The 20,830-nt window shown below is 67.5% G+C and carries 22 protein-coding genes; 11 read left to right on the forward strand and 11 right to left on the reverse strand.

The genetic code is table 11. The features are described 5' to 3' along the window. Window positions 1-8: 8 nt before the first annotated feature. Window positions 9-779: a carbonic anhydrase gene (locus AMB_RS03005; protein WP_011383024.1), complete on the forward strand. Its 771-nt coding sequence runs from the start codon at window positions 9-11 to the stop codon at window positions 777-779. Window positions 780-787: 8 nt separating this feature from the next. Continuing rightward, entirely contained in the window at window positions 788-1,567 is a 780-nt protein-coding gene (locus tag AMB_RS03010) for a hypothetical protein (RefSeq protein ID WP_043743290.1), read from the forward strand. 193 nt (window positions 1,568-1,760) lie between these two features. Here AMB_RS03010 and AMB_RS03015 read toward each other — a convergent pair whose 3' ends face one another. Together AMB_RS03015 and AMB_RS03020 are read right to left on the reverse strand one after the other, a co-directional pair. Further along, window positions 1,761-2,417 carry a hypothetical protein gene (locus AMB_RS03015; RefSeq protein ID WP_148207275.1) on the reverse strand — a complete coding sequence of 219 codons (657 nt, stop codon included), beginning with the start codon at window positions 2,415-2,417 and terminating at the stop codon, window positions 1,761-1,763. 128 nt (window positions 2,418-2,545) lie between these two features. Beyond that, window positions 2,546-3,397 carry a 23S rRNA (adenine(2030)-N(6))-methyltransferase RlmJ gene (locus tag AMB_RS03020; RefSeq protein WP_011383027.1) on the reverse strand — a complete coding sequence of 284 codons (852 nt, stop codon included), beginning with the start codon at window positions 3,395-3,397 and terminating at the stop codon, window positions 2,546-2,548. A 436-nt stretch (window positions 3,398-3,833) separates the two neighbouring features. On the opposite strand from AMB_RS03020, the gene AMB_RS03025 reads away from it, so the two are divergent. The 5 genes from AMB_RS03025 (at window position 3,834) to AMB_RS03045 (ending at window position 8,766) form a co-directional block, all read left to right on the forward strand. Continuing rightward, window positions 3,834-4,358 (forward strand): PAS domain-containing protein, encoded by a 525-nt coding sequence (locus AMB_RS03025; RefSeq protein WP_043743291.1) that lies wholly within the window; start codon window positions 3,834-3,836, stop codon window positions 4,356-4,358. Next, the gene (locus AMB_RS03030; protein WP_011383029.1) at window positions 4,336-5,646 is read left to right on the forward strand and encodes a methyl-accepting chemotaxis protein; all 1,311 of its coding nucleotides are present in this window, start codon (window positions 4,336-4,338) and stop codon (window positions 5,644-5,646) included. The genes AMB_RS03025 and AMB_RS03030 overlap by 23 nt, the downstream gene beginning before the upstream one ends. A gap of 307 nt (window positions 5,647-5,953) precedes the next feature. Next, entirely contained in the window at window positions 5,954-6,970 is a 1,017-nt protein-coding gene (locus tag AMB_RS03035) for an aspartate-semialdehyde dehydrogenase (RefSeq protein ID WP_011383030.1), read from the forward strand. A gap of 84 nt (window positions 6,971-7,054) precedes the next feature. Beyond that, the gene (locus AMB_RS03040) at window positions 7,055-7,873 is read left to right on the forward strand and encodes an ABC transporter ATP-binding protein (protein WP_043743293.1); all 819 of its coding nucleotides are present in this window, start codon (window positions 7,055-7,057) and stop codon (window positions 7,871-7,873) included. Then, entirely contained in the window at window positions 7,873-8,766 is an 894-nt protein-coding gene (locus AMB_RS03045) for a hydrogen peroxide-inducible genes activator (RefSeq protein WP_011383032.1), read from the forward strand. Before AMB_RS03040 ends, AMB_RS03045 begins: the two co-directional genes overlap by 1 nt. A gap of 118 nt (window positions 8,767-8,884) precedes the next feature. On the opposite strand, the gene AMB_RS03050 is transcribed toward AMB_RS03045, so the two are convergent. From AMB_RS03050 to pip, 7 genes are all read right to left on the reverse strand, one after another. Further along, window positions 8,885-9,817, reverse strand: a complete 933-nt coding sequence (locus tag AMB_RS03050) for a ribose-phosphate pyrophosphokinase (protein WP_009871053.1) — start codon at window positions 9,815-9,817, stop codon at window positions 8,885-8,887. Window positions 9,818-9,918: 101 nt separating this feature from the next. Then, window positions 9,919-10,740, reverse strand: a complete 822-nt coding sequence (locus AMB_RS03055; RefSeq protein ID WP_011383035.1) for a hypothetical protein — start codon at window positions 10,738-10,740, stop codon at window positions 9,919-9,921. Continuing rightward, entirely contained in the window at window positions 10,737-11,507 is a 771-nt protein-coding gene (gene pgeF, locus AMB_RS03060; protein WP_011383036.1) for a peptidoglycan editing factor PgeF, read from the reverse strand. The genes AMB_RS03055 and pgeF overlap by 4 nt, the downstream gene beginning before the upstream one ends. Next, a complete protein-coding gene (locus tag AMB_RS03065) occupies window positions 11,508-12,581 on the reverse strand; it encodes a class I SAM-dependent methyltransferase (RefSeq protein WP_011383037.1) in 1,074 nt (357 codons plus the stop codon). Window positions 12,582-12,702: 121 nt separating this feature from the next. Further along, window positions 12,703-13,512, reverse strand: coding sequence for a prolipoprotein diacylglyceryl transferase (gene lgt / locus AMB_RS03070; RefSeq protein WP_011383038.1), 810 nt, complete (start codon window positions 13,510-13,512; stop codon window positions 12,703-12,705). Next, on the reverse strand, window positions 13,512-14,498 hold the full coding sequence (gene rfaD / locus AMB_RS03075) for an ADP-glyceromanno-heptose 6-epimerase (protein WP_043745915.1): 987 nt from the start codon (window positions 14,496-14,498) through the stop codon (window positions 13,512-13,514). Before rfaD ends, lgt begins: the two co-directional genes overlap by 1 nt. Before the next feature lie 63 nt (window positions 14,499-14,561). Further along, a complete protein-coding gene (pip, locus tag AMB_RS03080; protein WP_011383040.1) occupies window positions 14,562-15,503 on the reverse strand; it encodes a prolyl aminopeptidase in 942 nt (313 codons plus the stop codon). 94 nt (window positions 15,504-15,597) lie between these two features. Here pip and queA point away from each other — a divergent pair, with 94 nt between their 5' ends. The 4 genes from queA (at window position 15,598) to AMB_RS03100 (ending at window position 19,113) form a co-directional block, all read left to right on the forward strand. Then, a complete protein-coding gene (gene queA / locus AMB_RS03085) occupies window positions 15,598-16,635 on the forward strand; it encodes a tRNA preQ1(34) S-adenosylmethionine ribosyltransferase-isomerase QueA (RefSeq protein WP_043743294.1) in 1,038 nt (345 codons plus the stop codon). 124 nt (window positions 16,636-16,759) lie between these two features. Next, on the forward strand, window positions 16,760-17,887 hold the full coding sequence (gene tgt, locus AMB_RS03090) for a tRNA guanosine(34) transglycosylase Tgt (protein ID WP_011383042.1): 1,128 nt from the start codon (window positions 16,760-16,762) through the stop codon (window positions 17,885-17,887). 108 nt (window positions 17,888-17,995) lie between these two features. Beyond that, window positions 17,996-18,499, forward strand: coding sequence for a tetratricopeptide repeat protein (locus AMB_RS03095; RefSeq protein ID WP_043743296.1), 504 nt, complete (start codon window positions 17,996-17,998; stop codon window positions 18,497-18,499). After that, entirely contained in the window at window positions 18,496-19,113 is a 618-nt protein-coding gene (locus tag AMB_RS03100; protein ID WP_050750614.1) for a methyltransferase family protein, read from the forward strand. Before AMB_RS03095 ends, AMB_RS03100 begins: the two co-directional genes overlap by 4 nt. A 24-nt stretch (window positions 19,114-19,137) precedes the next feature. Here the strand turns inward: AMB_RS03100 and AMB_RS03105 are convergent, their stop codons facing one another. Continuing rightward, entirely contained in the window at window positions 19,138-19,650 is a 513-nt protein-coding gene (locus tag AMB_RS03105; protein ID WP_011383044.1) for an invasion associated locus B family protein, read from the reverse strand. Window positions 19,651-19,766: 116 nt separating this feature from the next. Next, window positions 19,767-20,801: an OmpA family protein gene (locus tag AMB_RS03110; RefSeq protein ID WP_043743297.1), complete on the reverse strand. Its 1,035-nt coding sequence runs from the start codon at window positions 20,799-20,801 to the stop codon at window positions 19,767-19,769. Between the last annotated feature and the right edge of the window lie 29 nt (window positions 20,802-20,830).

Raw genomic sequence — 20,830 nt, forward strand, 5'->3', positions numbered from 1 at the left:
AGGGGTTCATGGATCGTCGTTCATTCCTCAAGGGGGCTACCGGCGCCGCTTGCCTGTGCGGGACCTGCGGCGGCTCTATTGCCGAGGCGGTGGCGGCCGAGGGGGCTCACTGGGCCTATGAGGGACATGGCGGCCCCAAGGAATGGGGCATGCTGTCGCCGGAATACGCCGCCTGTTCCATGGGGCGCGAGCAATCGCCCGTCGACCTCACCCGGCCCATCGCCGCCATCATCGGCGATCCCATGGCCGCCTGGCGGCCGGTGCCGCTCAGGGTGCAGAACAACGGTCACACCATCCAGGTGGATTGCTCCGGCGGCGGCACCCTGATGCTGGACGGCAAGTCCTATGACCTGCTCCAGTTCCACTTCCATCATCCCAGCGAGCACACGGTGGACGGCGCCTTCTTCGACATGGAATGCCATTTCGTCCACAAGGCCGCCGACGGTGGGCTGGCGGTGCTGGGCGTGATGATCGCCAAGGGGGCCGCCAACCCGGCCCTGGAAGCCATCTGGCAGGTGATGCCCGCCAAGGCGGGCGAGGCGGCCACGGCGACTTCCATGCTCGACGCCTCCATGCTGCTGCCCAAGGACCCGGTGACCTTCCGCTATGCCGGCTCGCTGACCACGCCGCCCTGCACCGAGGTGGTGCAGTGGGTGGTCTACCGTCAGGCCATCACCGCCTCGGCCGAGCAGCTGGCCGCCTTCGCCAAGCTGTTCCCCAACAATGCCCGTCCGGTTCAGCCGCTCAATCGCCGCAAGCTGCTGCTCGACGTGATGTGAGGTGAGTGATGACGCATCGGCTTTCGCCTCCCATCCTGTCGCTTGGCGCCCTGGTCCTGCTGGGCGGCTGCGCCGCGTCTCCCCAGCCCATGGCCGGGGCGTGGCATAACGGCACCTGGATCGTCACCGACGCCTTCGCCTCGGGGGCGGTCGCCGATTCCGCTTCGGCGCCGCGGGGGCAGGCCGTTCCCATGGAACCAGGCCGGGCGGGAAATGCCGCCGGCGGGGTCTGCCTGACGCCGCGTTACCTCGATGACCGGGCGCCGCTGTCCTCGGTGGTCGGGGCCTCGGCCCCCGACTGGCCGGGCATGGCGGACCAGGTCGCGGTTCTGGTGGTCGAATGCGACGGCAAGCCCTTCGCCCGCTATGCCGCCATGGGAGACGGCGCCCTGGTGACCCGCTACGGCGCCTGGGTGCTGCGGCTCGAACATGGCGAGAAGCTGGCCGCCAATCCCGCGCCCATGATGGCCGAACCGGCCGCGCCGCCCACGGTGGTGGCCGCCGTGCCGGCGGTCGCGCCGCCCGCGCCGGCTCCCGAGGCGCCGCGCAAGCTGGTCTATCTCGCCTCGTACAAGACCGAGGCCTGGGCCAGGAAAGGCTGGGGCATCCTGGCCGAGCGCTCGGCCAGCCTCAAGGGCTCCGAGCCGGTGATGAAGTCCGTCGACCTCAAGGGCAAGGGCAAGTTCGTCCGCCTGTTCGCCGGCGCCAAGGACGAGGGCGGCGCCAAGCTGATCTGCAAGGAACTGGGCAAGACCATCGCCGAATGCGGCGTGACCGGACGGGAATAGGGCTTGGCAAGCTGCGGAAGAAACGTCACTTCGGGGGCTTTTGCCCCCGATCCCCCAACCGGGAAGCACAGCTTCCCGGACCCTTCAGTTTTTTAATCCATTGAAATAAAGAGAAGCTTGAGGTTCGGAGGCTGTGCCTCCGAACGGGTCAGGGCGGTCGCCCTGCCGCAAAGCGGGGTTCTTCCGCTGCCGGCTAGAACCGGTATCCCAGGCCGGCGCCCAGGGTCACGCCGGAACCGGCGGACTCGGCGCTGTTGCTCCGATTGGCTCCGGCCATGCCGCCGACGCTGAACGACGGGCTGACCTGATGGATCAGGCTGAGCGACATGTTGATGTCGCTGCCGCCGCCACGGGCGCCGCCGCGATAGGGATCGGCCAGGGTCAGGGCAGGGTGCTGGGAATTGGGGCTAATGCGGCTCCAGTCGGTGCTGCTGACTCCCAGGCTGAGGGCTGCCCGGCTATCGTTGCCGAGAACGCCGCCGCCCCACGAGGCCGCCATTTCGGCCGCCCGGGTGGCGCCGTCGCTGCGCAGCGACGACGACAATTGGGCGCCGGAGCCGCCAAAGGCCACATAGCCGCCCACCGCCAGCTGGCTTCCCGGAAGGCCGAAGGCCAGCGGATGGCCCGACAGGCTCGAGGTCGGTCCCGACAGGGCGCCCGCCGAGAGCTTGCCCGCCGAGATCAGGGGCAGTCGGGTCTCGCCCAGGCCGAAGGCCGGCGCTTCGGCGCGGACGGCGCCGCCCCCCGGAACCAGCCGGGCGGCCGGCGACAATTCCGCCGAATCCGCCGCACCCGCTGCCCACAGGGGCAGCGCCAGGACGGTAAACAGGGCGGAACGCATGAACGTCATGACGGGATCGGGGTAAAGGTGTATCGCTTCGGAAAGATATAATCACCCCAACGGCCTTGGGGAAGTCCCCGGGCCGGCTTGGCTTTTGATTCTGGCGAAGTGTTGCAGTTTTGCACTGCAATATGGATTCAGGTCCCGGCGGGCTTCTCGCCGATCAACTGGCGGATGGCGGCGCTGCCGCTGTCGGGCGCCATGACGGCGGCCAGCCAGGGCAGCACCCGGTCGAGAGACTCCCGCAATTGCCAGGGGGGGTTGATCACCAGCAGGCCATTGCCGTTGAGCTTGAACGGATCTTTGGCCGGACGCAGCAGCAATTCGGCCGCCAGGGCTTCCGGCCCACCGTCGTCGGCTATGGCCTGAAGGAACTGGTCCACCGGCTCGCGGCCCTTGATGGGGTACCAGGCGAGATAGATGCCGGTCGGCCACAGCTTGCGGGCGCGGCGCAGGGCGGCCAGCAGGCGTTCGAACTCGTTCTTGACCTCGAAGGGCGGGTCCATCAGCACCAGCCCGCGGCGCTCGGGTGGAGGCAGCAAGCCCTTGGCGGCGGTATAGCCGTCCAAATGATGCACGCCCACCCGGCGGTCGCCGTGAAAGCGGGCGCGCAGCGTCTCCACGTCCTCGGGGTGCAGCTCCACCAAGGCCATGCGGTCCTGGGGGCGCATCAGGCCGCGCATCAGTTCGGGCGAGCCCGGATAGCGGCGCAGCACCCCCTCGGAATTCCACGTCCGCACCAGGGCCAGATAGGTCTCCAGCTCGGCGGGCGGATCGGCGGCGTCGAGAACGCGGGCGATGCCGCTCAGGTACTCCCCGGTCTTGTCGGCCTGGGGGGCTTCCAGGTCATAGGCGCCGATGCCCGCATGGGTGTCGAGGGCGAAAAACGGCGTGTCCTTGCGCTTCAGGCTGGCAACGACCATGGCCAGGATGGCGTGCTTCATCACATCGGCGAAATTTCCCGCGTGATAGGCGTGGCGGTAGTTCATTCCCGGCTCTCGTGGGTGTGGCGCTGGCGGGGCGCGAGCATAGGCAAGTGGCGGTGGGACGCAAAGGAAAAGCAGCGGAATGCTATAGTTTAAAGTTATTCTAAGCAAAGTCAGCGAAGGCTGTGCCCGCGGTAAATAGGTCGATGCATATGCCGATGAGTAAGTGGTAGCACCATACAATGGTATGTGTTCTCAACGGAGAAGTAACCATATGAATGGAAGGGAAGGCGCAGAGGGAAACTGTGCATCCCAAATCCATCTCCAGCAAAGATGGCGTTACATTTCGACATATTCTTGGTCACCATCCCGACACATTCTTGTTCATAGTATCGAAACTGTTTGGGTGTAATATCCGCTCCGGACAGACCCTGGACTCAGGGTCGGGATTGCAATGTGCGGGTAGCTACCCGGCGTACTGCCAATGCGGGGAATTGTCATGTCGCGTCCTGGTGTTTACTTGTCAGGAGTAGAGCGTACCTTCGGTGCCGACGAGATCATCGTCAGCAAGACCGATACCAAGGGGCGGATCATCTACGCCAACGAGGTCTTTCTGCGGATGGCCGGCTTTTCCGAGGCCGAAATCCTCAACAAACCTCACAGCATCATCCGCCATCCCGATATGCCACGCTGCGTGTTCAAGCTGCTGTGGGACACCATCGAGGCCGGCAAGGAAATCTTCGCCTATGTAAAGAACCTGTCGAAAAACGGCGACCACTACTGGGTTCTGGCCCATGTGACGCCCACCTTCGACAAGTCGGGCAATATCGTCAGCTATCACTCCAACCGCCGTTCGCCCCGGCGCGATGCGGTGGAGAAGGCCGAGGCCCTCTACAAGGAATTGCTCGCCATCGAGAACAGCCACTCCGACCGCAAAGTCGGCATGGAGGCCGCTTTCCAGGCTGTGGTTGCCAAACTGCAAGGCGCGGGAGTGCCCTACGATGAATTCGTCTTCTCTCTCTAGGGCTTTGGCCGCCACGGCCCTGGCGGCGCTGCTGTGCGGCGTGGGCGCGGTGATCGCGCTTAGCCGCGGAGCGCTGCTGGATGCCGGGGCCATGGGGCTGGCGGCGCTGGGCGCCCTGGGGGCCCTGCTTTTCATCAACCGGGCGCGCCGCTCGGTCCACCGGGCCTGCACCATCCTGGCCGAGGCCGGTGCCGGGCGTCTGGACGTGCGAGTGGTCGGCATCACCGAAAGCGGTGTGCTCGGCCAATTGGACAAGGCGATCAACCGGCTGCTCGACCTGACCGAGGCTTTCACCAAGGAGGCCGACGCCGCCATGGCGCTGACCTCCGAGGGGCGCTATTTCCGCCATATCCTCACCGACGGTCTGGTGGGCGAGTTCGCCGACCATGCCCGCCTGATCAACCAGGCGCTCTCCCAGATGGAAAAGCGCGCCCTGGCCTTCAGCACCGAGGCCACCGGCGTCGGCAACACCATCAAGCACGTGACCCAGGTGGTGGCTTCGACCGCCACCGAACTGGAAGCCACCGCCCAGCAGATGTCCGACATCGCGTCGCAGACCTCCGAGCAATCGACCCGGGTGGCCGGAGCGGCGGAAGACGCCTATTCCCATGTGGAATCCGTGGCGGCGGCGGCCGAGCAGGTGTCGTCGGGCATTCGCGACGTGGCGGCCCGCATCCAGGATTCGGCCCGCATGGCCCAGGAGACGGTGCGCGTCGCCACCGAAACCGATGATGCCATCAACGGCCTGAACACCGCCGCCCAGAAGATCGGCGAAGTGGTGAGCCTGATCACCGAGATCGCCGCCCAGACCAATCTGCTGGCGCTGAACGCCACCATCGAGGCGGCGCGGGCGGGCGAGGCGGGAAAAGGCTTTGCTGTCGTTGCCAACGAGGTCAAGCATCTGGCCAATCAGACGGCCAGGGCCACCGACGAGATCTCCAGCCAGATCGACGGTATGCGCCACGCCACCGGTCAGGCGGTGGAGGCGGTGCGCAACATTGCCGGCAAGATCCGCGAGATCAACGACAACGCCACCGGCATTGCCGCCACCACCGAGCAGCAGAGCGCCGCAGTGGCCGAGATGAGCCGGTCCATCCGCACTGTGGCCGCCGACGTGCAGACCGTGGCCGACACCATCGGCGAAGTGGCCTCCACCGCCGGCACCGCCACCGACGCCGCCGGTCAGGTGCTGATCGCCGCCGGAGATCTGGCCAGCCGCACGGTCAGCATGAACGACGACATCGACGCCTTCATCTCGCGGGTGTGCTCGGGGATCAAGGGGGGGTGATGCCCGCCCGGCGATGAGGGCGCCTGTTAAAGTTCCTTGCGTGCCGGAAGCACTTCCGCTAATGCTACGCTTCCGATGGAGGAAGTGATGTTCGTCTGCTTGTCCAAGGCAAACGGTTCCCACGCCCGGGGTTCAGCCCCGGCGGCGGCCTTCGTCACTACTAAAACCGGCACCACCAAGACCGCTTGAGCGGGCCGGTTCGTCACGATTGCACGAAAAAGGCCCGCGGCAAGTTTCCCGCGGGCCTTTTCGCATGCGAAGAAGCGCCAGGGATTGCAGGGGCTCCTGGAGACACGGAGAAGAGAACATGGGTTACAAGGTTGCTGTGATCGGCGCTACGGGCAATGTGGGCCGGGCGATGCTGCAGATTCTGGTGGATCGCAAGTTTCCGGCCGACGAGGTCGTGGCGCTGGCGTCCGAGCGCTCGGTGGGCCGCGAGGTCTCCTACGGGGACAAGGTCCTGAAGTGCAAGGACTTGGCCACCTTCGACTTCAAGGGCTGCGACATCGCCCTGTCGTCTCCCGGCGCCAAGGTCTCGGCCATCCACAGCCCGCGCGCCGCCGCCGCCGGCTGCGTGGTGATCGACAACACCTCGCATTTCCGCATGGAGCCCGACGTGCCGCTGGTGGTGCCCGAGGTCAACCCGGATGCCATCGCCCAGTACAAGAAGCGCGGCATCATCGCCAATCCCAATTGCTCCACCATCCAGATGGTGGTGGCCTTGAAGCCGCTGCACAAGCTGGGCAAGATCAAGCGCGTGGTCGTTTCCACCTACCAGTCGGTGTCGGGCGCCGGCAAGGAAGGCATGGACGAGCTTTACGACCAGACCAAGGGCATCCTGGTCCATGACGCCATCAAGCCGCAGAAGTTCGCTAAGCAGATCGCCTTCAACCTGATTCCCCAGATCGACGTATTCATGGAAGACGGCTCGACCAAGGAAGAGTGGAAGATGGTCGTCGAGACCCACAAGATCCTCGACCCCGATATCGCCGTCAACGCCACCTGCGTGCGCGTGCCGGTCTTCGTCAGCCACTCGGAATCCATCAACGTGGAATTCGAGCGTCCGGTCTCCGTCGCCGAGGCCACCGAGGCCCTGCGCGAGGCCGAGGGCGTGGTGGTCATGGATACCCGCGAGCCGGGCGGCTACATCACCCCGCTGGACACCACCGGCGAGGACCCGGTCTATATCAGCCGCATCCGCAAGGATCCCACCGTCAAGAACGGCCTGTCCTTCTGGTGCGTCGCCGACAACCTGCGCAAGGGCGCGGCGCTCAACGCCGTGCAGATCGCCGAAGTGCTGATCCGCGACTACCTGAAGAAGTAGTCCGCCCAAGGGCGCGACGTGGAACGGCCACCCTCTCCGGGGTGGCCGTTTGCCGTTTCGGGCGGCTGGGTTTATCCTGCCTGCATGAGCGAGCCATCCGCACCAGACGTGGAAATCCGCATCGAGGGTCTGACCAAGGCCTTTGATGGACATGCGGTGCTGCGCGGCGTGGATCTAGATATTCAGGCCGGGGCCTTTGTTGCGGTGGTCGGCGGTTCGGGCTGCGGCAAGAGCGTGCTGCTCAATCATATTCTGGGCCTGATGCAGCCGGATTCCGGGCGGGTGCTGGTGGCCGATCCCACGGTGGCCGAGGGGCCGCTGCTCGATCTGGCCGTCCTGGACGCCGACCGCATGTCCGACATCCACACCCACTGGGGCGTGGTGTTCCAGCGTAACGCCCTGTTTTCCGGCACGGTGCTGGACAATATCGGCCTTTGGCTGGAAGAGGTAGGGCACCTGGACGCCGCCGACATCGAGAAGATGGCGCAGCGCGTGCTGGCGGCGGTGGGGTTGCCGTCCAGTGCCGACTTCCTGGCCGGGCGGGTGGAGGCGCTGTCGGGCGGCATGGCCAAGCGCATCGCCATTGCCCGGGCGCTGGCCATGGAGCCGCGCTGCATGTTCTTCGACGAGCCGACCACCGGCCTGGACCCGGTCACCGCCTCGCAGATTCAGGACCTGCTGCTGTCCACCCATGTGGACGAGCGCGACGGCAAGGCGCGGACCACCGTGGTGGTGACCCACGACAAGGACCTGCTGTACCGGCTGCGGCCGCGCGTGGTCATGCTGCACGAAGGCCGGGTGTCGTTCGACGGGCCGTTCGAGGCGTTCCATGCTTCGACCTCGCCGATCATCCGTCCTTATTTCGAGCTGATGCCGGTGCTGCATCAGAGGGGCCATTCCTGATGGCCACCCATCTGCCGACGCTCCGCCAGTTGCGTTATCTGGTCGCCCTGGCCGAGCACCGCCATTTCGGCCGCGCCGCCGAGGAGTGCTTCGCCACCCAAAGCACCCTGTCGGCCGGCTTGCAGGAGCTGGAAAGCCTGCTGGGCGCCACCCTGGTGGAGCGGACCAAGCGCAAGGTGCTGATGACGCCCCTGGGCGAGGAGGTGGTGACCCGGGCGCGGGACCTGCTGCGGGCCGCCGAAGACATCGCTGACCTGGCCCGGGCCGGCGGCAAGCCCCTGTCCATGCGCTTGCGCCTGGGGGTGATTCCCACCATCGCCCCTTTCCTGCTGCCCCGGGCGCTGGCCCGGCTGCGGACGCTTTACCCTGATCTCAAGCTGGCGCTGCGGGAGGACCTGACCGCCCGGCTGCTGGACCGGCTGGCCAGCGGGGAGCTGGATGCCGCGGTGCTGGCCCTGCCCTACGAGGCCTCGGAGATGGAGATGGTGGCGCTGGCCACCGACCCCTTCGTGCTGGTCTGTCCGCCGGGTCACCCCCTGGCCGCCAGGGATGCGGTGACCGGCGGCGATCTGGCCGAGGCGGAATTGCTGCTGCTGGAGGAGGGGCATTGCCTGCGCGACCATGCCCTGGCCGCCTGTTCCCTGCCGGCGCCCAAGCGGGGCGAGGGCGTGCTGGGCACCTCGCTGGGCACCCTGGTGCAGATGGTCGCCTCCGGCATGGGGGTGACGCTGCTGCCCATGCTGGCCGTGGATGCGGGAATCCTGGCGGGGACCGGTCTGGTGACCCGGCCCCTGGCCATGGGGGGCTCGCGCCGCCTGGGTCTGGCCTGGCGCAAGTCCAGCGCCCGCAAGGACGAATTCCGCCTGCTGGGCAATGTTCTGTTCGGAAGGTAACCCGGGCTATCGCCCGGACCCATCTGGGGCAGACCCCAGACCCCTTCCATTTTCAAAAATATGGGAGGCTTGGAGGCTGAGCCTCCAACCGGGGCCGGGGCGTGAGCCCCGTTATCCCCTAGTCGAACAGGCTGGAGACCGAGCGTTCCTCGCTGATGCGCGAGATGGATTCGGCCATCAGGGGGGCGATGGTCACCTGCCGGATGTTGCGGGCCATCTTCACCGCCTCGGTGGCGGGGATGGAATCGGTGATCACCAGTTCTTCCAGGGGCGAAGCGGTGACGCGGGCCACCGCGCCGCCCGACAGCACGCCGTGGGTGACGAAGGCGGCGACGGAGACGGCTCCGGCCTTCATCAGCGCCTCGGCGGCGTTGCACAGGGTGCCGGCGGAATCGACGATGTCGTCGACCATGATGCAGCGGCGGCCGCGCACGTCGCCGATGATGTTCATCACCTCGGACACGCCAGCCTTTTCGCGGCGCTTGTCGATGATGGCCAGATCGGCGTCGATGCGGCTGGCGATGGCGCGGGCGCGCACCACGCCGCCCACGTCGGGCGACACCACCATGACGTCGTCGCCCTGGTAGCGGGCGCGGATGTCGTTGGTGAACACCGGGGCGGCGTAGAGGTTATCCAGCGGAATGTCGAAGAAGCCCTGGATCTGGCCCGAGTGCAGGTCCAGCGTCACCACGCGGTCGGCGCCGGCGGTGGTGATCAGATTGGCCACCAGCTTGGCCGAGATGGGCGAGCGGGGCGAGGACTTGCGATCCTGGCGGGCATAGCCGAAATAGGGGATCACCGCCGTGATGCGCCGGGCCGAGCCGCGCCGCAGCGCGTCCAGGGTGACCAGCAGCTCCATCAGGTTGTCGTTGGCGGGATAGCTGGTGGACTGGATGACGAAGACATCCTCGCCACGAACGTTCTCGTGGATCTCGACGAAGACCTCGTTGTCCGAGAACCGGCGGATCACCGCCTTGGTGATGGACATGGTGAGATATTCGGCGATCGCTTCCGCGAGGGGCCGGTTGCTGTTGCAGGCGAGGATTTTCATGATGGATACCGCCGGGTTAGCGCGCCGCTGCGCTCCGTGAAACCGGCACCCGTATAACAGCCGGATACCCGCTCTGTAAACTGGTGCCTATGACCGGCCCCTTATTTCTGAGGTATGGCGGCTATGATGTCCGCGATACCCTCGGCCCCGCCGGCGGCGATATCGCCGGCCAGAGCGCCCCAGGGACCGCTCAGCCGGCCCTTGGGCAGGGCACCCTGCTGGGCGGCCTTGCCCAGTTCCTTGCCGGTCCTGGCGTCCTGCACCACCCAGGTGACGTCGAGGATCTCCTCGCCCGGACGGCCGGGCACCAGGGTGATCCGGCCCAACACCGTCACGTCGGCTTCCGGACCGCCCAGCCTGAGTCCCAAGCGCCGCAGGGCTTGGCCCAGGGCCCGGGACAAGGCGCTGTCGCCATCGCCCGGCAGCCCGGCCAGGGGTTCCAGGCGGATTGCCGGCACCCGCGCCGGGGCGGAATCGAGCGGCTGTTCGGGCTCGCCGTGCAGGGTCGCGGCATATTTCGCCACCACTTCGTCGGCCATGCGGTCGATGGTGGCCGGACCCGCCGTCTCCCACAGGGCGGCTGGCAGGGACTGGGTGATCGCGGCCGGGATGTCGCCGTCCGGGGGGATCAGGCGCCAGACCAGCCGTTTGGTGGCGATGGAGGTTTCCGGCGTGGCGGCCAGCACCCAAGAGCCGGCGGCGGCGCTGCGGCTGGAGGCGGGGATGTCCTGCTCGCTCAGGCGCTTGATGATGGCCTTGGCCAGGGCGGCGCCGCTGGGGCTGTCATCGGGCGGGCGCACCACCACGCCGCGCGGCCCGGGTGGCGATACCGCCGCGTTGAGACCTTCGTGCCGGAAGGGCTGGGGAATGTCGCCGCAGGCGGTTGTCAGCAGCAGAAGAAGCAGAAGGGAAAGGCGTCTCATCGATCCAGCGTGATCACCGAGATCTGGCGTCCGTAATCGGCCTCGCCGCGCAAGGTGGCGCGGCGATAGCTGAAGAAGCGAGCCTCGTCGCGCAGGGTGTCGGCGGGAACGCGGGTGACCTCGTGCACGCCCAGCTTGGCCAGTTTGCGCGAGATATAGCCGGGCAGGTCGAACAGGAAGTGACCGGGCCGGGCCGGCGACGGCGCGAAGTAATCGGCGTTGGTGGGGTCCTCGGCCAGGAAGGGGGCGGGGAATTCCGGCCCCACCTCGTAATTGCGGTGCCCGATGCACGGCCCCATGGCGGCGACGATCTTGGGCATCTTGGCGCCCATCTCCACCATGGCCTTGATGGTATTGTCCAGCACGCCCCCCAGGGCGCCCTTCCAGCCGGCATGGGCGGCGGCGACGATGCCGGCCTTGCCGTCGGCCAGCAGCACCGGGGCGCAATCTGCGGTCAGGATGCCCAGTGCGATGCCGGGCCGGTCGGTGACCATGGCGTCGGCCTTGGGGGCCTTGGCCGCGTCCCAGGGCTCGGTGACCTTCACCACGTCGCTGGAATGGGTCTGGTAAAGGGTGACCAGCGCTTCTTCCGGCAGGTCGAGCATGGCCATGACCCGGCGGCGGTTTTCCTTCACCGCCTCCGGCTTGTCGCTGGAGCCCGGTCCGCAATTGAGCGAGGCGTAAAGGCCTTCCGACACGCCGCCTTCGCGAGTGAAGAAACCGTGGCGGATGCGAACAAACTCGTTGAGGGCCGACAAGGTGATCATTTAATCGTGTTCCAGGCCGGGGGGGACGGGCAGCAGAGGGGCGGCGAGCGCCAGGACCTTGAACAGGGTGCCCATTTCCCCGGGATCGATCAAGCGCCGTGCGCCGCTGGCCAGATGGGCGGCCTGCTCGGGCGTGGCGTTCTGCATCAGCATGCGGACCCGTTCCTCCAGGCCCAGGCGGGCGAGGAAGCTGCCCTGGGGCACCGGCCCATGGGCGCGGGCCAGCCCGGAGGCCGCCTCGGCCAGGGCCTGGAAGTCCACATGGGCGGTGATGTCGGCGGTCCCCGGCCCGGACAGCACCGGGTGGCGCTTGTGGCTCTTCAGCGCCTGGAGCGAGTCGCCGGCGGCGCTCTTGCCATAGCCGTAATCGATGATCAGAGCGGCTCCGCCCTGATGGGCCAGCCGCCGGGCGATGGTCCCGGCCAGGGCGCGGCCCTGGGGACAGAGTTCCGCCACGGCGCCGTCGGCCGCGCCCAGCACGGCGGGGGCCAGGGGCGGCTCGGCCACGACAGGGCCCTGGGCGAAGGCGAAGGCGCCGGCCTCGTCCAGCGCCACCACCCGTTCACGCCAGACGCCTCCGGCCTTTTCCAACTGGCGAATGGGCAGGGCGTCGAACAGCTCGTTGGCCACCAGCAGCAGCGGGCCGTCGGGCAGATCCTCGAACCGCTCGTGCCACTCGACCGAACGGTCGGTCAGGGCCTGGGCCTGACGATTGCGCAAGGATGGGCTGGTCTCGATCAGGTGGACGTTCAGGGCCAGGGCGAAGGGAGGCAGGGCCTGCGCGGCACGCAGCAGATCGGCCATCAGGGTGCCGCGTCCCGGCCCGATCTCGGCCAGCACCACCCGTTTGGGTGCGCCCATGCTCTGCCAGACCAGGGCGCACCACAGGCCGATCAGCTCGCCGAACATCTGGCTGATTTCCGGCGCCGTGATGAAGTCGCCCGCCATGCCGAACGGGTCGCGGCCCATGTAATAGCCGTATTCCGGATGGCCCAAGGCCTCGGCCATGAACTCGGACACCGGAATGGGACCGGTGGCGCGGATGCGGTCGGCGAGGATGTCGGCCAGGGTCATTGTTTCAGCCCCTCAAGCGCCGGGCGCGCGCCTCCGTGCGCTTGGCTCCTCCGCTTCCCTTCTCCGCTGCGCTCCGTCGTCGCTTCGGGGCGCTCAACGCGCCCGCGCTCCCTCCGGTCGCTCATGCCGCCTTCGCGCCGCGCCGCAATGCCCAGGCCAGCAGGGCGAGGCCGACCAGCACCTGGGGGATGGACAGCAGCTGGCCCATGGTGGCACCGCCCCACAGGAAGCCCAGATGGGCGTCGGGCTGGCGGAAGAATTCCGAGGCGATGCGGGCCAGCCCATAGCCGGCCAGGAAGACGCCCGACAGGGCGCCGGCCCGATGGCGGATGCCGGTCAGGCGCCACAGGCCGAACAGGACCAGGAACAGCACCGCGCCTTCCAGTCCGGCTTCATAGAGTTGGCTGGGATGGCGGGGCAGCGGGCCGCCGCCGGGAAAGACCATGGCCCAGTCCACGTCGGGGGCGACGCGGCCGAACAGCTCGCCGTTGACGAAATTGGCGATGCGGCCGAAGAACAGGCCGATGGGGACGGCGCAGCAGATGACGTCACCCACCTGGAACAGGTTGCGGCCGCGAAAGCGGGAAAAGGCGATGATGCCGACGATCACCCCCAGGGCGCCGCCGTGGAACGACATGCCGCCCTGCCAGACCATGGGAATCTCCAGCGGATTTTCCAGGTAGTAGAGCGGCTTGTAGAACAGCACATAGCCCAGGCGTCCACCCAGCACCACGCCCATGGTGGCCCAGACTAGGAAGTCGTCCACTTCCAGCTCGGTCATGGCATTGGGCGGTCGCGCCACCAGGAACTTGACGTAGCGCCAGCCCAGCATCAGCCCGGCGATATAGGCCAGGGCGTACCAGCGGATGGCGATGGGTCCGATCTGCAGCGCGATGGGGTCGATATGGGGATAGGCCAGGGCGAAGGTCATCACCGGTAGGCATCCCCGGAGGCGAGGTAGCGCTTCACGTACTGCTCGACGCCGTCTTCCAGCGAGGTGAAGGGCTTGGAATAGCCGGCGCGGTGCAGACGCTCCATCTTGGCCTGGGTGAAGTACTGGTACTTGTCGCGGATCTCGATGGGGGTGTCGCGGAACTTGATCTGCGGCTCGCGGCCCACGGCGCGGTAGACGGCGTTGGCCAGGTCGAGGAACGAGCGCGCCTTGCCGGTGCCCACGTTGAACAGCCCGCTGACCTTGGGGTTCTCCACCAGCCACATCACCACGTCGACCACGTCGCCGATCCAGATGAAATCACGCAGCTGGCCGCCATCGGGGTATTTGGGATTGTGCGAGCGGAACAGCTGGTAGGCGGCGTTCTTCTCGGCATGGGGATAGACCTGGGCCACCACGCTCTGCTGGCCACCCTTGTGATACTCGTTGGGGCCGTAGACGTTGAAGAACTTGAGGCCCGCCCATTGCGGCGGCTTGCGCGAGCCGGCCCACACCTTGCGCGCCACCCGGCGGTCGAACAGGTGCTTGGACCAGCCATAGGCGTTCAAGGGACGCAGATGGGCCAGATGCTCCATGGAGCCGTCATCGTCGAAGCCTTGGGTGCCGTCGCCATAGGTGGCGGCCGACGAGGCGTAGATAAAGCGCACGTCGTGCAGCGCGCACCACTTCCAAAGGGCCAGGGACAGCGAGAAGTTGTTGGCGAGGATCTTGTCGGCGTCGGTCTCGGTGGTGGCCGAGATGGCCCCCATGTGGATCACCACCTCCATGTGCTTGGCATTGGCTTCGAGGAAATCGAAGATCTGCTCGGGATGGACGATGTCGGCCAGTTCGCGCTTGGCGATGTTTTGCCACTTGGTGCCCGAGCGCAGGCGGTCGCAAACCACCAGCTTGCCCGCCCCCTTTTCCTCGAGGGCCGCCAGGATGTTGGAACCGATGAAGCCGGCTCCGCCGGTGACGAGGATCATGAGGCTCTCCGCCAGTGGGATCATTCCGCGACTCTTATAGGCCGGGACGTGCGGGCTCGCAAGTTACCGTCTGATCCGCATCTTCATGCGCTCGACCGCGTCGACCAGCCCGGCGCGGATGCCGGGCTCCATGGCCGAGTGCCCGGCATCGGGCACCATGCGAAGCTCGCAGCCGGGCCAGGCCCGGGCCAGGTCGGCGGCGGACTGGGGCGGGCAGACCAAGTCATAGCGCCCCTGGACGATGATGGCCGGCAGATGGCGGATACGGTCCATCTCGTCGAGAAGCTGGTTGGGACGCATGAAACCCTGATGGGCCATGTAATGGGCCTCGATGCGGGCCAGGGCCAGGGTGGAGGGGCCATCGGGGTCTCCGCCCTCGTCGCGGGGCAGCAGGCGGGCGCAGGCCTCCTCGTAGCCGCACCAGACGCGGGCGGCGGGCATGTGGACGTGGGTGTCGGGATGGGTCAGCCGTTCCAGATAGGCCGCCAGCGGCCGGACGCGCTCGGCCTCGGGCAGATGGGCCATGAAGCGGCGGTGGGCTTCGGGGAAAAAACGGCCCATGCCGCTCATGAACCACTCCACCTCGTCGGGGCGGAACAGGAAGATGCCGCGCATGACGAAGCCCGTGCAGCGCCCGGGATGGGCTTGGCCATATGCCAGGGCCAAGGTGCTGCCCCACGACCCGCCGAACAGCAGCCAGCGCTCCACTCCCAGGTGATGGCGCAGCACCTCCAGGTCGGCCACCAGATGGGCGGTGGTATTGGCCTCCACCGAGGCATGAGGGCGCGACCGCCCGCAACCGCGCTGGTCGAACAGCGCGATGCGCCAGAACGAGGGGTCGAAGAAGCGGCGGTAGGTCGGCGCCGTGGACGCTCCCGGCCCGCCGTGGATGAACACCACCACCGGCCCGTCGGGGTTGCCGGAAACCTCCCAGTAAAGTTCATGGCCGTCGCCCACCGGCAGGGCGCCGGTGGCGTGGGGTTCGAACGGCGGAAACAGCTCCATGGGCGCTCCTGTTGCTCCTGGTTCAATATGGCATGTGCCTGCCCTGTCTGCGAGTGCTTGACGCTGGGTATTCCCCCGGCCTAAACCCGCCCTCATGAAAGTTGACGATTTTGACTTCGATCTGCCGCGCGACCTGATCGCCGAGCGCCCCGCCGAGCCCCGCGATTCGGCGCGGCTGCTGCATGTTCCGGCGGCGGGAGGGCTGGCCGATCTGGGGGTGCGCGACCTGCCCGGCCTGCTGCTGCCGGGCGACATCATGGTGTTCAACGACACCAAGGTGATTCCCGCCCGCCTGCTGGGCCGCCGGGGTCTGGCGGGGGTCGAGCTGACGCTGCACCAGCGCACCGGCCTTTCCCAATGGAAGGCCTTCGCCCGCCCGGCCAAGAAGCTGAAGCCCGGCGACCGGGTGGACTTCGCCGAAGGTTTTTCCGCCGTGGTGGCGGAAAAGGGCGAGATGGGCGAGGTGACCCTCGACTTCGACCGCTCGGGCGAGGATCTGATGGTGGCGCTGGAGACCCATGGTCATCTGCCGCTGCCGCCCTATATCCGCCAGGGCACCGCCGACGAGCGGGACAAGGGCGACTACCAGACCGTTTTCGCCCGCGAGAAGGGCGCGGTGGCGGCGCCCACCGCCGGGCTGCACTTCACCCCGGAGCTGCTGGCCGCCCTGGATGCGCGGGGCGTCAAGCGCGTCACCGTGACCTTGCACGTGGGCGCGGGCACCTTCCTGCCGGTCAAGGTGGACGATACCGACGACCATCGCATGCACCAGGAGATCGGGGTGGTGACGCCCGAGACCGCCGCCGCCGTCAACGCGGCCCGCGCCGCCGGAGGGCGGGTGGTGGCGGTGGGCACCACCTCGGCCCGCCTGCTGGAAAGCGCCGCCGATCCCCTGGGCACGCTTCACCCCTTCGACGGGGCCACCGACATCTTCATCACGCCCGGCCATGTCTTCCGGCAGGTGGATGTGCTGCTGACCAATTTCCACCTGCCGCGCTCGACCCTGTTCATGCTGATTTCGGCCTTTGCCGGCCTGGAGCGCATGAAGGCGGCTTACGAGCATGCCAAGGCGGCGGGCTACCGCTTCTACTCCTATGGCGATTGCTGCCTGCTGGAACGGACACCCATATGAGCGAGCAAATATGCGAGCGCGGGCGCGTTGAGCGCCCCGGAGCGACGACGGAGCGTCAGCGGAGGAGGGAAGCGGAGGTGAGCCCAGCGAACGGAGAGAGCGCCCGGCGATTGAGGGACAAGAAATGACCGAATTCTCTTTCGAGCTTCTTGCCACCGACGGCGCTGCGCGGCGCGGCCGCGTCCATACCGCCCATGGCGCCATCGACACGCCGGCCTTCATGCCGGTGGGCACGGCGGGGACGGTCAAGGCCATGCTGCCCGCCTCGGTGGCCGCCACCGGCGCCCAGATCGTGCTGGGCAACACCTATCACCTGATGCTGCGCCCCGGGGCCGAGCGGGTGGCGCGGCTGGGCGGCCTGCACAAGTTCATGAATTGGCCGGGGCCGATCCTCACCGATTCCGGCGGCTTCCAGGTGATGAGCCTGGCCAAGCTGCGCAAGATGGACGCCGACGGGGTGACCTTCCAGTCCCACCACGATGGCTCGAAGCACCGGCTGACCCCGGAAAGCTCCATGGAAATTCAGCGCCTGCTGGACGCCGACATCACCATGGCCTTCGACGAATGCACGCCCTTTCCCGCCACCTTCGAGCAGGCGCAAGAGAGCATGCTTCTGTCCATGCGCTGGGCCCGCCGCTCCAAGGAGGCCTTCGTGGCGCGGGAGGGCTACGGCCTGTTCGGCATCGTCCAGGGCGGCGTCTATCCCGACCTGCGCGCCGAATCGGCCAAGGCGCTGCTGGAGATCGGCTTCGAGGGCTATGCCGTGGGCGGTCTGGCGGTGGGCGAGGGCCAGGAGGCCATGTTCGCCACCCTGGAGGTGACCACGCCGCTGCTGCCCACCGACAAGCCCCGCTACCTGATGGGCGTGGGGCGGCCCTCCGATATCATCGGCGCGGTGGGGCGCGGCGTCGACATGTTCGACTGCGTCATGCCCACCCGCTCGGGCCGTACCGCCCAGGCCTTCACCCGGCGCGGCACGGTGAACCTCAGGAACGCCCGCCATCAGGACGATCCCCGCCCGCTGGAGGAGGGGTGCCCCTGTCCGGCCTGCCGCGACCATTCCCGCGCCTATCTCCACCATCTGATCCGCTCCGAGGAGATCCTCGGGCCGATGCTGCTGACCTGGCACAACATCCAGGCCTACCAGACCCTGACCGCCGGTTTGCGCGCCGCCATCGCCGAGGGGCGCTTCGCCCAATTCGCGGCGGATGCGGCCGCACTGGAAGAGCAGGGGGATATTGCGCCGCTCTAACCTGTCATCCCGAGTGGAGCGAGGGATCTCCGTTCTGTCGCGATGATGCCAAATTGGTTCGGTTGTGCCAGGATGAGATCCCTCGCAACGGTTCGGGATGACACCGAAATGCTCGACCATGCCGAGGGCCTGCCCCTCGATCTTCCGCCGGCGGCCGAAGCGGCGCTGACGGAAGCCGGCCGCCTGTGGCACGAGGAGGCCGCCGCCGAGGCCAAGGTGAAGGAGGCCCTGGCTCTGGCCCCCGAAGCCTTGGCGACGCGCATCGGCGCCTACAAATTCTATTTCTACCGCCATCGTCTGGACGAGGCGCTGCCCCATGCCCGCTCCTGCGTCGCCTTCGCCCTGGCGGCGCTGGGCCTGGGCGAGGATTGGCGGGAGGTGCGTCCCGGCGACGCGGCCTTTGTCGGCAGCGCCGTCACCCTGGCGCCGCTGCCCAAGCTGCTGATGCAGACCCTGATCGCCACCGGCTATGTCCTGGCCCGCTTGGGCCGCGTCGAGGAGGCCGAGGCGCATCTCTCCAAGGTGCTGGACCTCGATCCCGGCGACCGGCTGGGGGCGGGACGCATGCTGGCGGTGGTGCGGCGCGGCGGGGTGGAGGACGAGGAGCCTTGAGCGCCCATCTGGCCTATCTGCTGGCCTGGGTCGTCTTCGGCCTGTCCCACAGCGCCCTGGCCGGGCGCGATCTGGCCGGACGGTGGTCGCGCATTGCATACAATGTTATCGCCATCGCTGCCTTCCTGGCGGTGGGAGGCGTCGGCGGCTGGGCCTTGGGCGCCGAGCCGGTCTTCGACCTGCCCTTCTGGGCAAAGGCGCTGCTGGGCGGCATCCATCTGGCCGGTTGGGCGGTGATGCTGATCTCGGCGCGCTATTACGACCTGGGGCGGCTGGGGGGCCTGAGCCAGCTCCGCCACCCGGACCGTCCCGCCGATGAAGAATTGCGCCGGGATGGCCCCCATGCCTGGGTCCGCCATCCCCTCTATGCCGGGGCCTTCCTGATCCTGTGGGGGGCGGCGCTGTCGCCGCTGGGGCTGGCCACGGCGGTCTGGGGCAGTGTCTACCTGCTGGTCGGCACTTATTGCGAGGAACGCCGCCTGCTGGCCCGCTATGGCCAGGACTATGCCGCCTATCGCGCCGAGGTGCCGGCGTTCATTCCGTGGCGGGGGCGAGGGGCATTGGGCTGCCGCCCAAACCCGCCTGGAGGCGATGCCTCCAGACCTCTCTTTTGATTGCAGATAAATGGGGGGCTGGGCTCAGCGCTTGATGTTGCACGCCTTGTCGGCCGAGGCCAGGGCGTCGGAGAAGCCCGACAGCGGGAAGGTGGCCGCCACGTCGCTGCCCTTGGCGGGGCTGGCGTGCAGAATGGCTTCCTTGCCCCGCTGCAGGGTGGCGATGATGGCCTTATCGGTCTTGGGATCGGCGGCCCAGGCACGCTCGCCCTTGGTGAACAGCGAATGCTTCAGGGCGCCCACCTGCAGCTCCACCGACGAATCCTTCTTGAAGGTGTAGGTGGCGTTGATGCTGACCTCGTCGTTGCTCTTGGAGCCGGGGCGATGGGTGACGATGAGGAAGGTGGAGTTCTTGCCTTTCTCGCCGCCGGTGACCTTGGCGGCGGTGGTGGCGATGTAGCAGACCTTGGCGTTGCCCTCGGTGTAGGTCAGGCTCTCCCACTCGCCGTATCTTCCCAGGCGCTTGGCATCGGCGGCGAAAGCCGTGCCGGTCGAGGCGAGCAGGGCGGCGGCGATGACGGCAAGACGGACGAGCATGGGCGCAATTCCTTGGTGACCACTGGACTCTTATTACCCGGCATCGCCGGGCTTGTGAATCGAAAAGGGCCCGACCGCGAGGTCGAGCCCTTGCCGATTTCAGTCGATCGCGCCGGTTAGGGCAGGATGATCTCCACGCGGCGGTTCTGCGGCTCGCGCACGCCATCGGGGGTCGGGACCATGGGCGAGGTCTTGCCCTTGGCGACCACGACGATCTGGCTGGCCGGGATGCCCAGCTGCTCGAGCTGCGCCTTGACGGCGGCGCCGCGCTTCTCGGACAGGGCCTGGTTGTACTTGGCGCTGCCCGACAGGTCGGTATGGGCCGACAGGTCGATGCGGGCGGCACCGGCGGTCTTGGCGGCACCTGCGGCCTGCTGCAGGACGCGGGCGGCTTCGGGGGTGATCTGCGCCTTGTCGAAGTCGAAGAACACGATGTAGTTCTTCTGCACCTGGGCCGGAGCGCGGGGCGCCGGGGCGGGAGCCGGAGCAGCCACCGGGACGGGCGCCGGAGCCGGAGCCGCCTTGGGGGCGTTGAACTTGTAGACGAAGCCAAGCATCAGACCGTGGTCACGATACTCGGAATCGATCTTGGCATTGTTCGACGCGGCCTTCGACTCGTAATCCAGGGTCGAGAAATAGCGGTACTGGGCCTTCAGTTCGACATTGTCGGTGAGGTCATAGCCCACGCCGGCAAAGCCCTGATAGGCGAACTGCCAGTCGTCGCCGCTATAGGCGTTGGCGCCGTTCTTCTTGACGGTTCCGTTGTCCAGGCGGGCGGCGCCGATACCAAGGCCGACGAAGGGATGCCACTTGGACTGGGGCAGGAACTCGTAGACGCCGTTGAACATGGGCGCCAGGGCCGAGGTATCGCCGCTGCCGGTGGCGCCGCCAACCTTGGAGACGCCGCTGGAGCGATAGGACAGTTCACCTTCCGCGCGCCACTGGCCGAACGCATAGCCGACCACGCCCTGGGTCAGCCAGCCCACGTCGGACTCGGACTTGAGGCCGGAAACGCCGGAGCCGCTGTTCTTGGAATCCTGCAGGAGCTGGGCGCCGGCGTCGAGACCGACATACCACTGGGCCTGTGCGGCCACCGGGGCCAGGGCACCGACGACGACGGCCGCGGCAAGGAGGGACTTGAGGCTGCGCATGGTTATGAACCTTCCCGTGGGGGTGCGAT

The organism is Paramagnetospirillum magneticum AMB-1 (assembly GCF_000009985.1).
Taxonomy (GTDB): domain Bacteria; phylum Pseudomonadota; class Alphaproteobacteria; order Rhodospirillales; family Magnetospirillaceae; genus Phaeospirillum; species Phaeospirillum magneticum.

Bases quoted from the DNA above. Each gene is read 5' to 3' on its own strand.
- rfaD (WP_043745915.1), bottom strand. From the start codon at position 14,498: ATGATCCTCGTCACCGGCGGAGCCGGCTTCATCGGTTCCAACATCCTG.
- AMB_RS03105 (WP_011383044.1), bottom strand. From the start codon at position 19,650: ATGCTCGTCCGTCTTGCCGTCATCGCCGCCGCCCTGCTCGCCTCGACC.
- AMB_RS03020 (WP_011383027.1), bottom strand. From the start codon at position 3,397: ATGAACTACCGCCACGCCTATCACGCGGGAAATTTCGCCGATGTGATG.
- AMB_RS03110 (WP_043743297.1), bottom strand. From the start codon at position 20,801: ATGCGCAGCCTCAAGTCCCTCCTTGCCGCGGCCGTCGTCGTCGGTGCC.
- lgt (WP_011383038.1), bottom strand. From the start codon at position 13,512: ATGACCTTCGCCCTGGCCTATCCCCATATCGACCCCATCGCGCTGCAG.
- tgt (WP_011383042.1), top strand. From the start codon at position 16,760: ATGACCGAATTCTCTTTCGAGCTTCTTGCCACCGACGGCGCTGCGCGG.
- AMB_RS03035 (WP_011383030.1), top strand. From the start codon at position 5,954: ATGGGTTACAAGGTTGCTGTGATCGGCGCTACGGGCAATGTGGGCCGG.
- AMB_RS03055 (WP_011383035.1), bottom strand. From the start codon at position 10,740: ATGAGACGCCTTTCCCTTCTGCTTCTTCTGCTGCTGACAACCGCCTGC.
- AMB_RS03030 (WP_011383029.1), top strand. From the start codon at position 4,336: ATGAATTCGTCTTCTCTCTCTAGGGCTTTGGCCGCCACGGCCCTGGCG.
- AMB_RS03010 (WP_043743290.1), top strand. From the start codon at position 788: ATGACGCATCGGCTTTCGCCTCCCATCCTGTCGCTTGGCGCCCTGGTC.
- pip (WP_011383040.1), bottom strand. From the start codon at position 15,503: ATGGAGCTGTTTCCGCCGTTCGAACCCCACGCCACCGGCGCCCTGCCG.
- AMB_RS03040 (WP_043743293.1), top strand. From the start codon at position 7,055: ATGAGCGAGCCATCCGCACCAGACGTGGAAATCCGCATCGAGGGTCTG.
- AMB_RS03050 (WP_009871053.1), bottom strand. From the start codon at position 9,817: ATGAAAATCCTCGCCTGCAACAGCAACCGGCCCCTCGCGGAAGCGATC.
- AMB_RS03095 (WP_043743296.1), top strand. From the start codon at position 17,996: ATGCTCGACCATGCCGAGGGCCTGCCCCTCGATCTTCCGCCGGCGGCC.
- AMB_RS03025 (WP_043743291.1), top strand. From the start codon at position 3,834: ATGTCGCGTCCTGGTGTTTACTTGTCAGGAGTAGAGCGTACCTTCGGT.
- AMB_RS03045 (WP_011383032.1), top strand. From the start codon at position 7,873: ATGGCCACCCATCTGCCGACGCTCCGCCAGTTGCGTTATCTGGTCGCC.
- queA (WP_043743294.1), top strand. From the start codon at position 15,598: ATGAAAGTTGACGATTTTGACTTCGATCTGCCGCGCGACCTGATCGCC.
- pgeF (WP_011383036.1), bottom strand. From the start codon at position 11,507: ATGATCACCTTGTCGGCCCTCAACGAGTTTGTTCGCATCCGCCACGGT.
- AMB_RS03015 (WP_148207275.1), bottom strand. From the start codon at position 2,417: ATGACGTTCATGCGTTCCGCCCTGTTTACCGTCCTGGCGCTGCCCCTG.
- AMB_RS03065 (WP_011383037.1), bottom strand. From the start codon at position 12,581: ATGACCCTGGCCGACATCCTCGCCGACCGCATCCGCGCCACCGGTCCC.
- AMB_RS03005 (WP_011383024.1), top strand. From the start codon at position 9: ATGGATCGTCGTTCATTCCTCAAGGGGGCTACCGGCGCCGCTTGCCTG.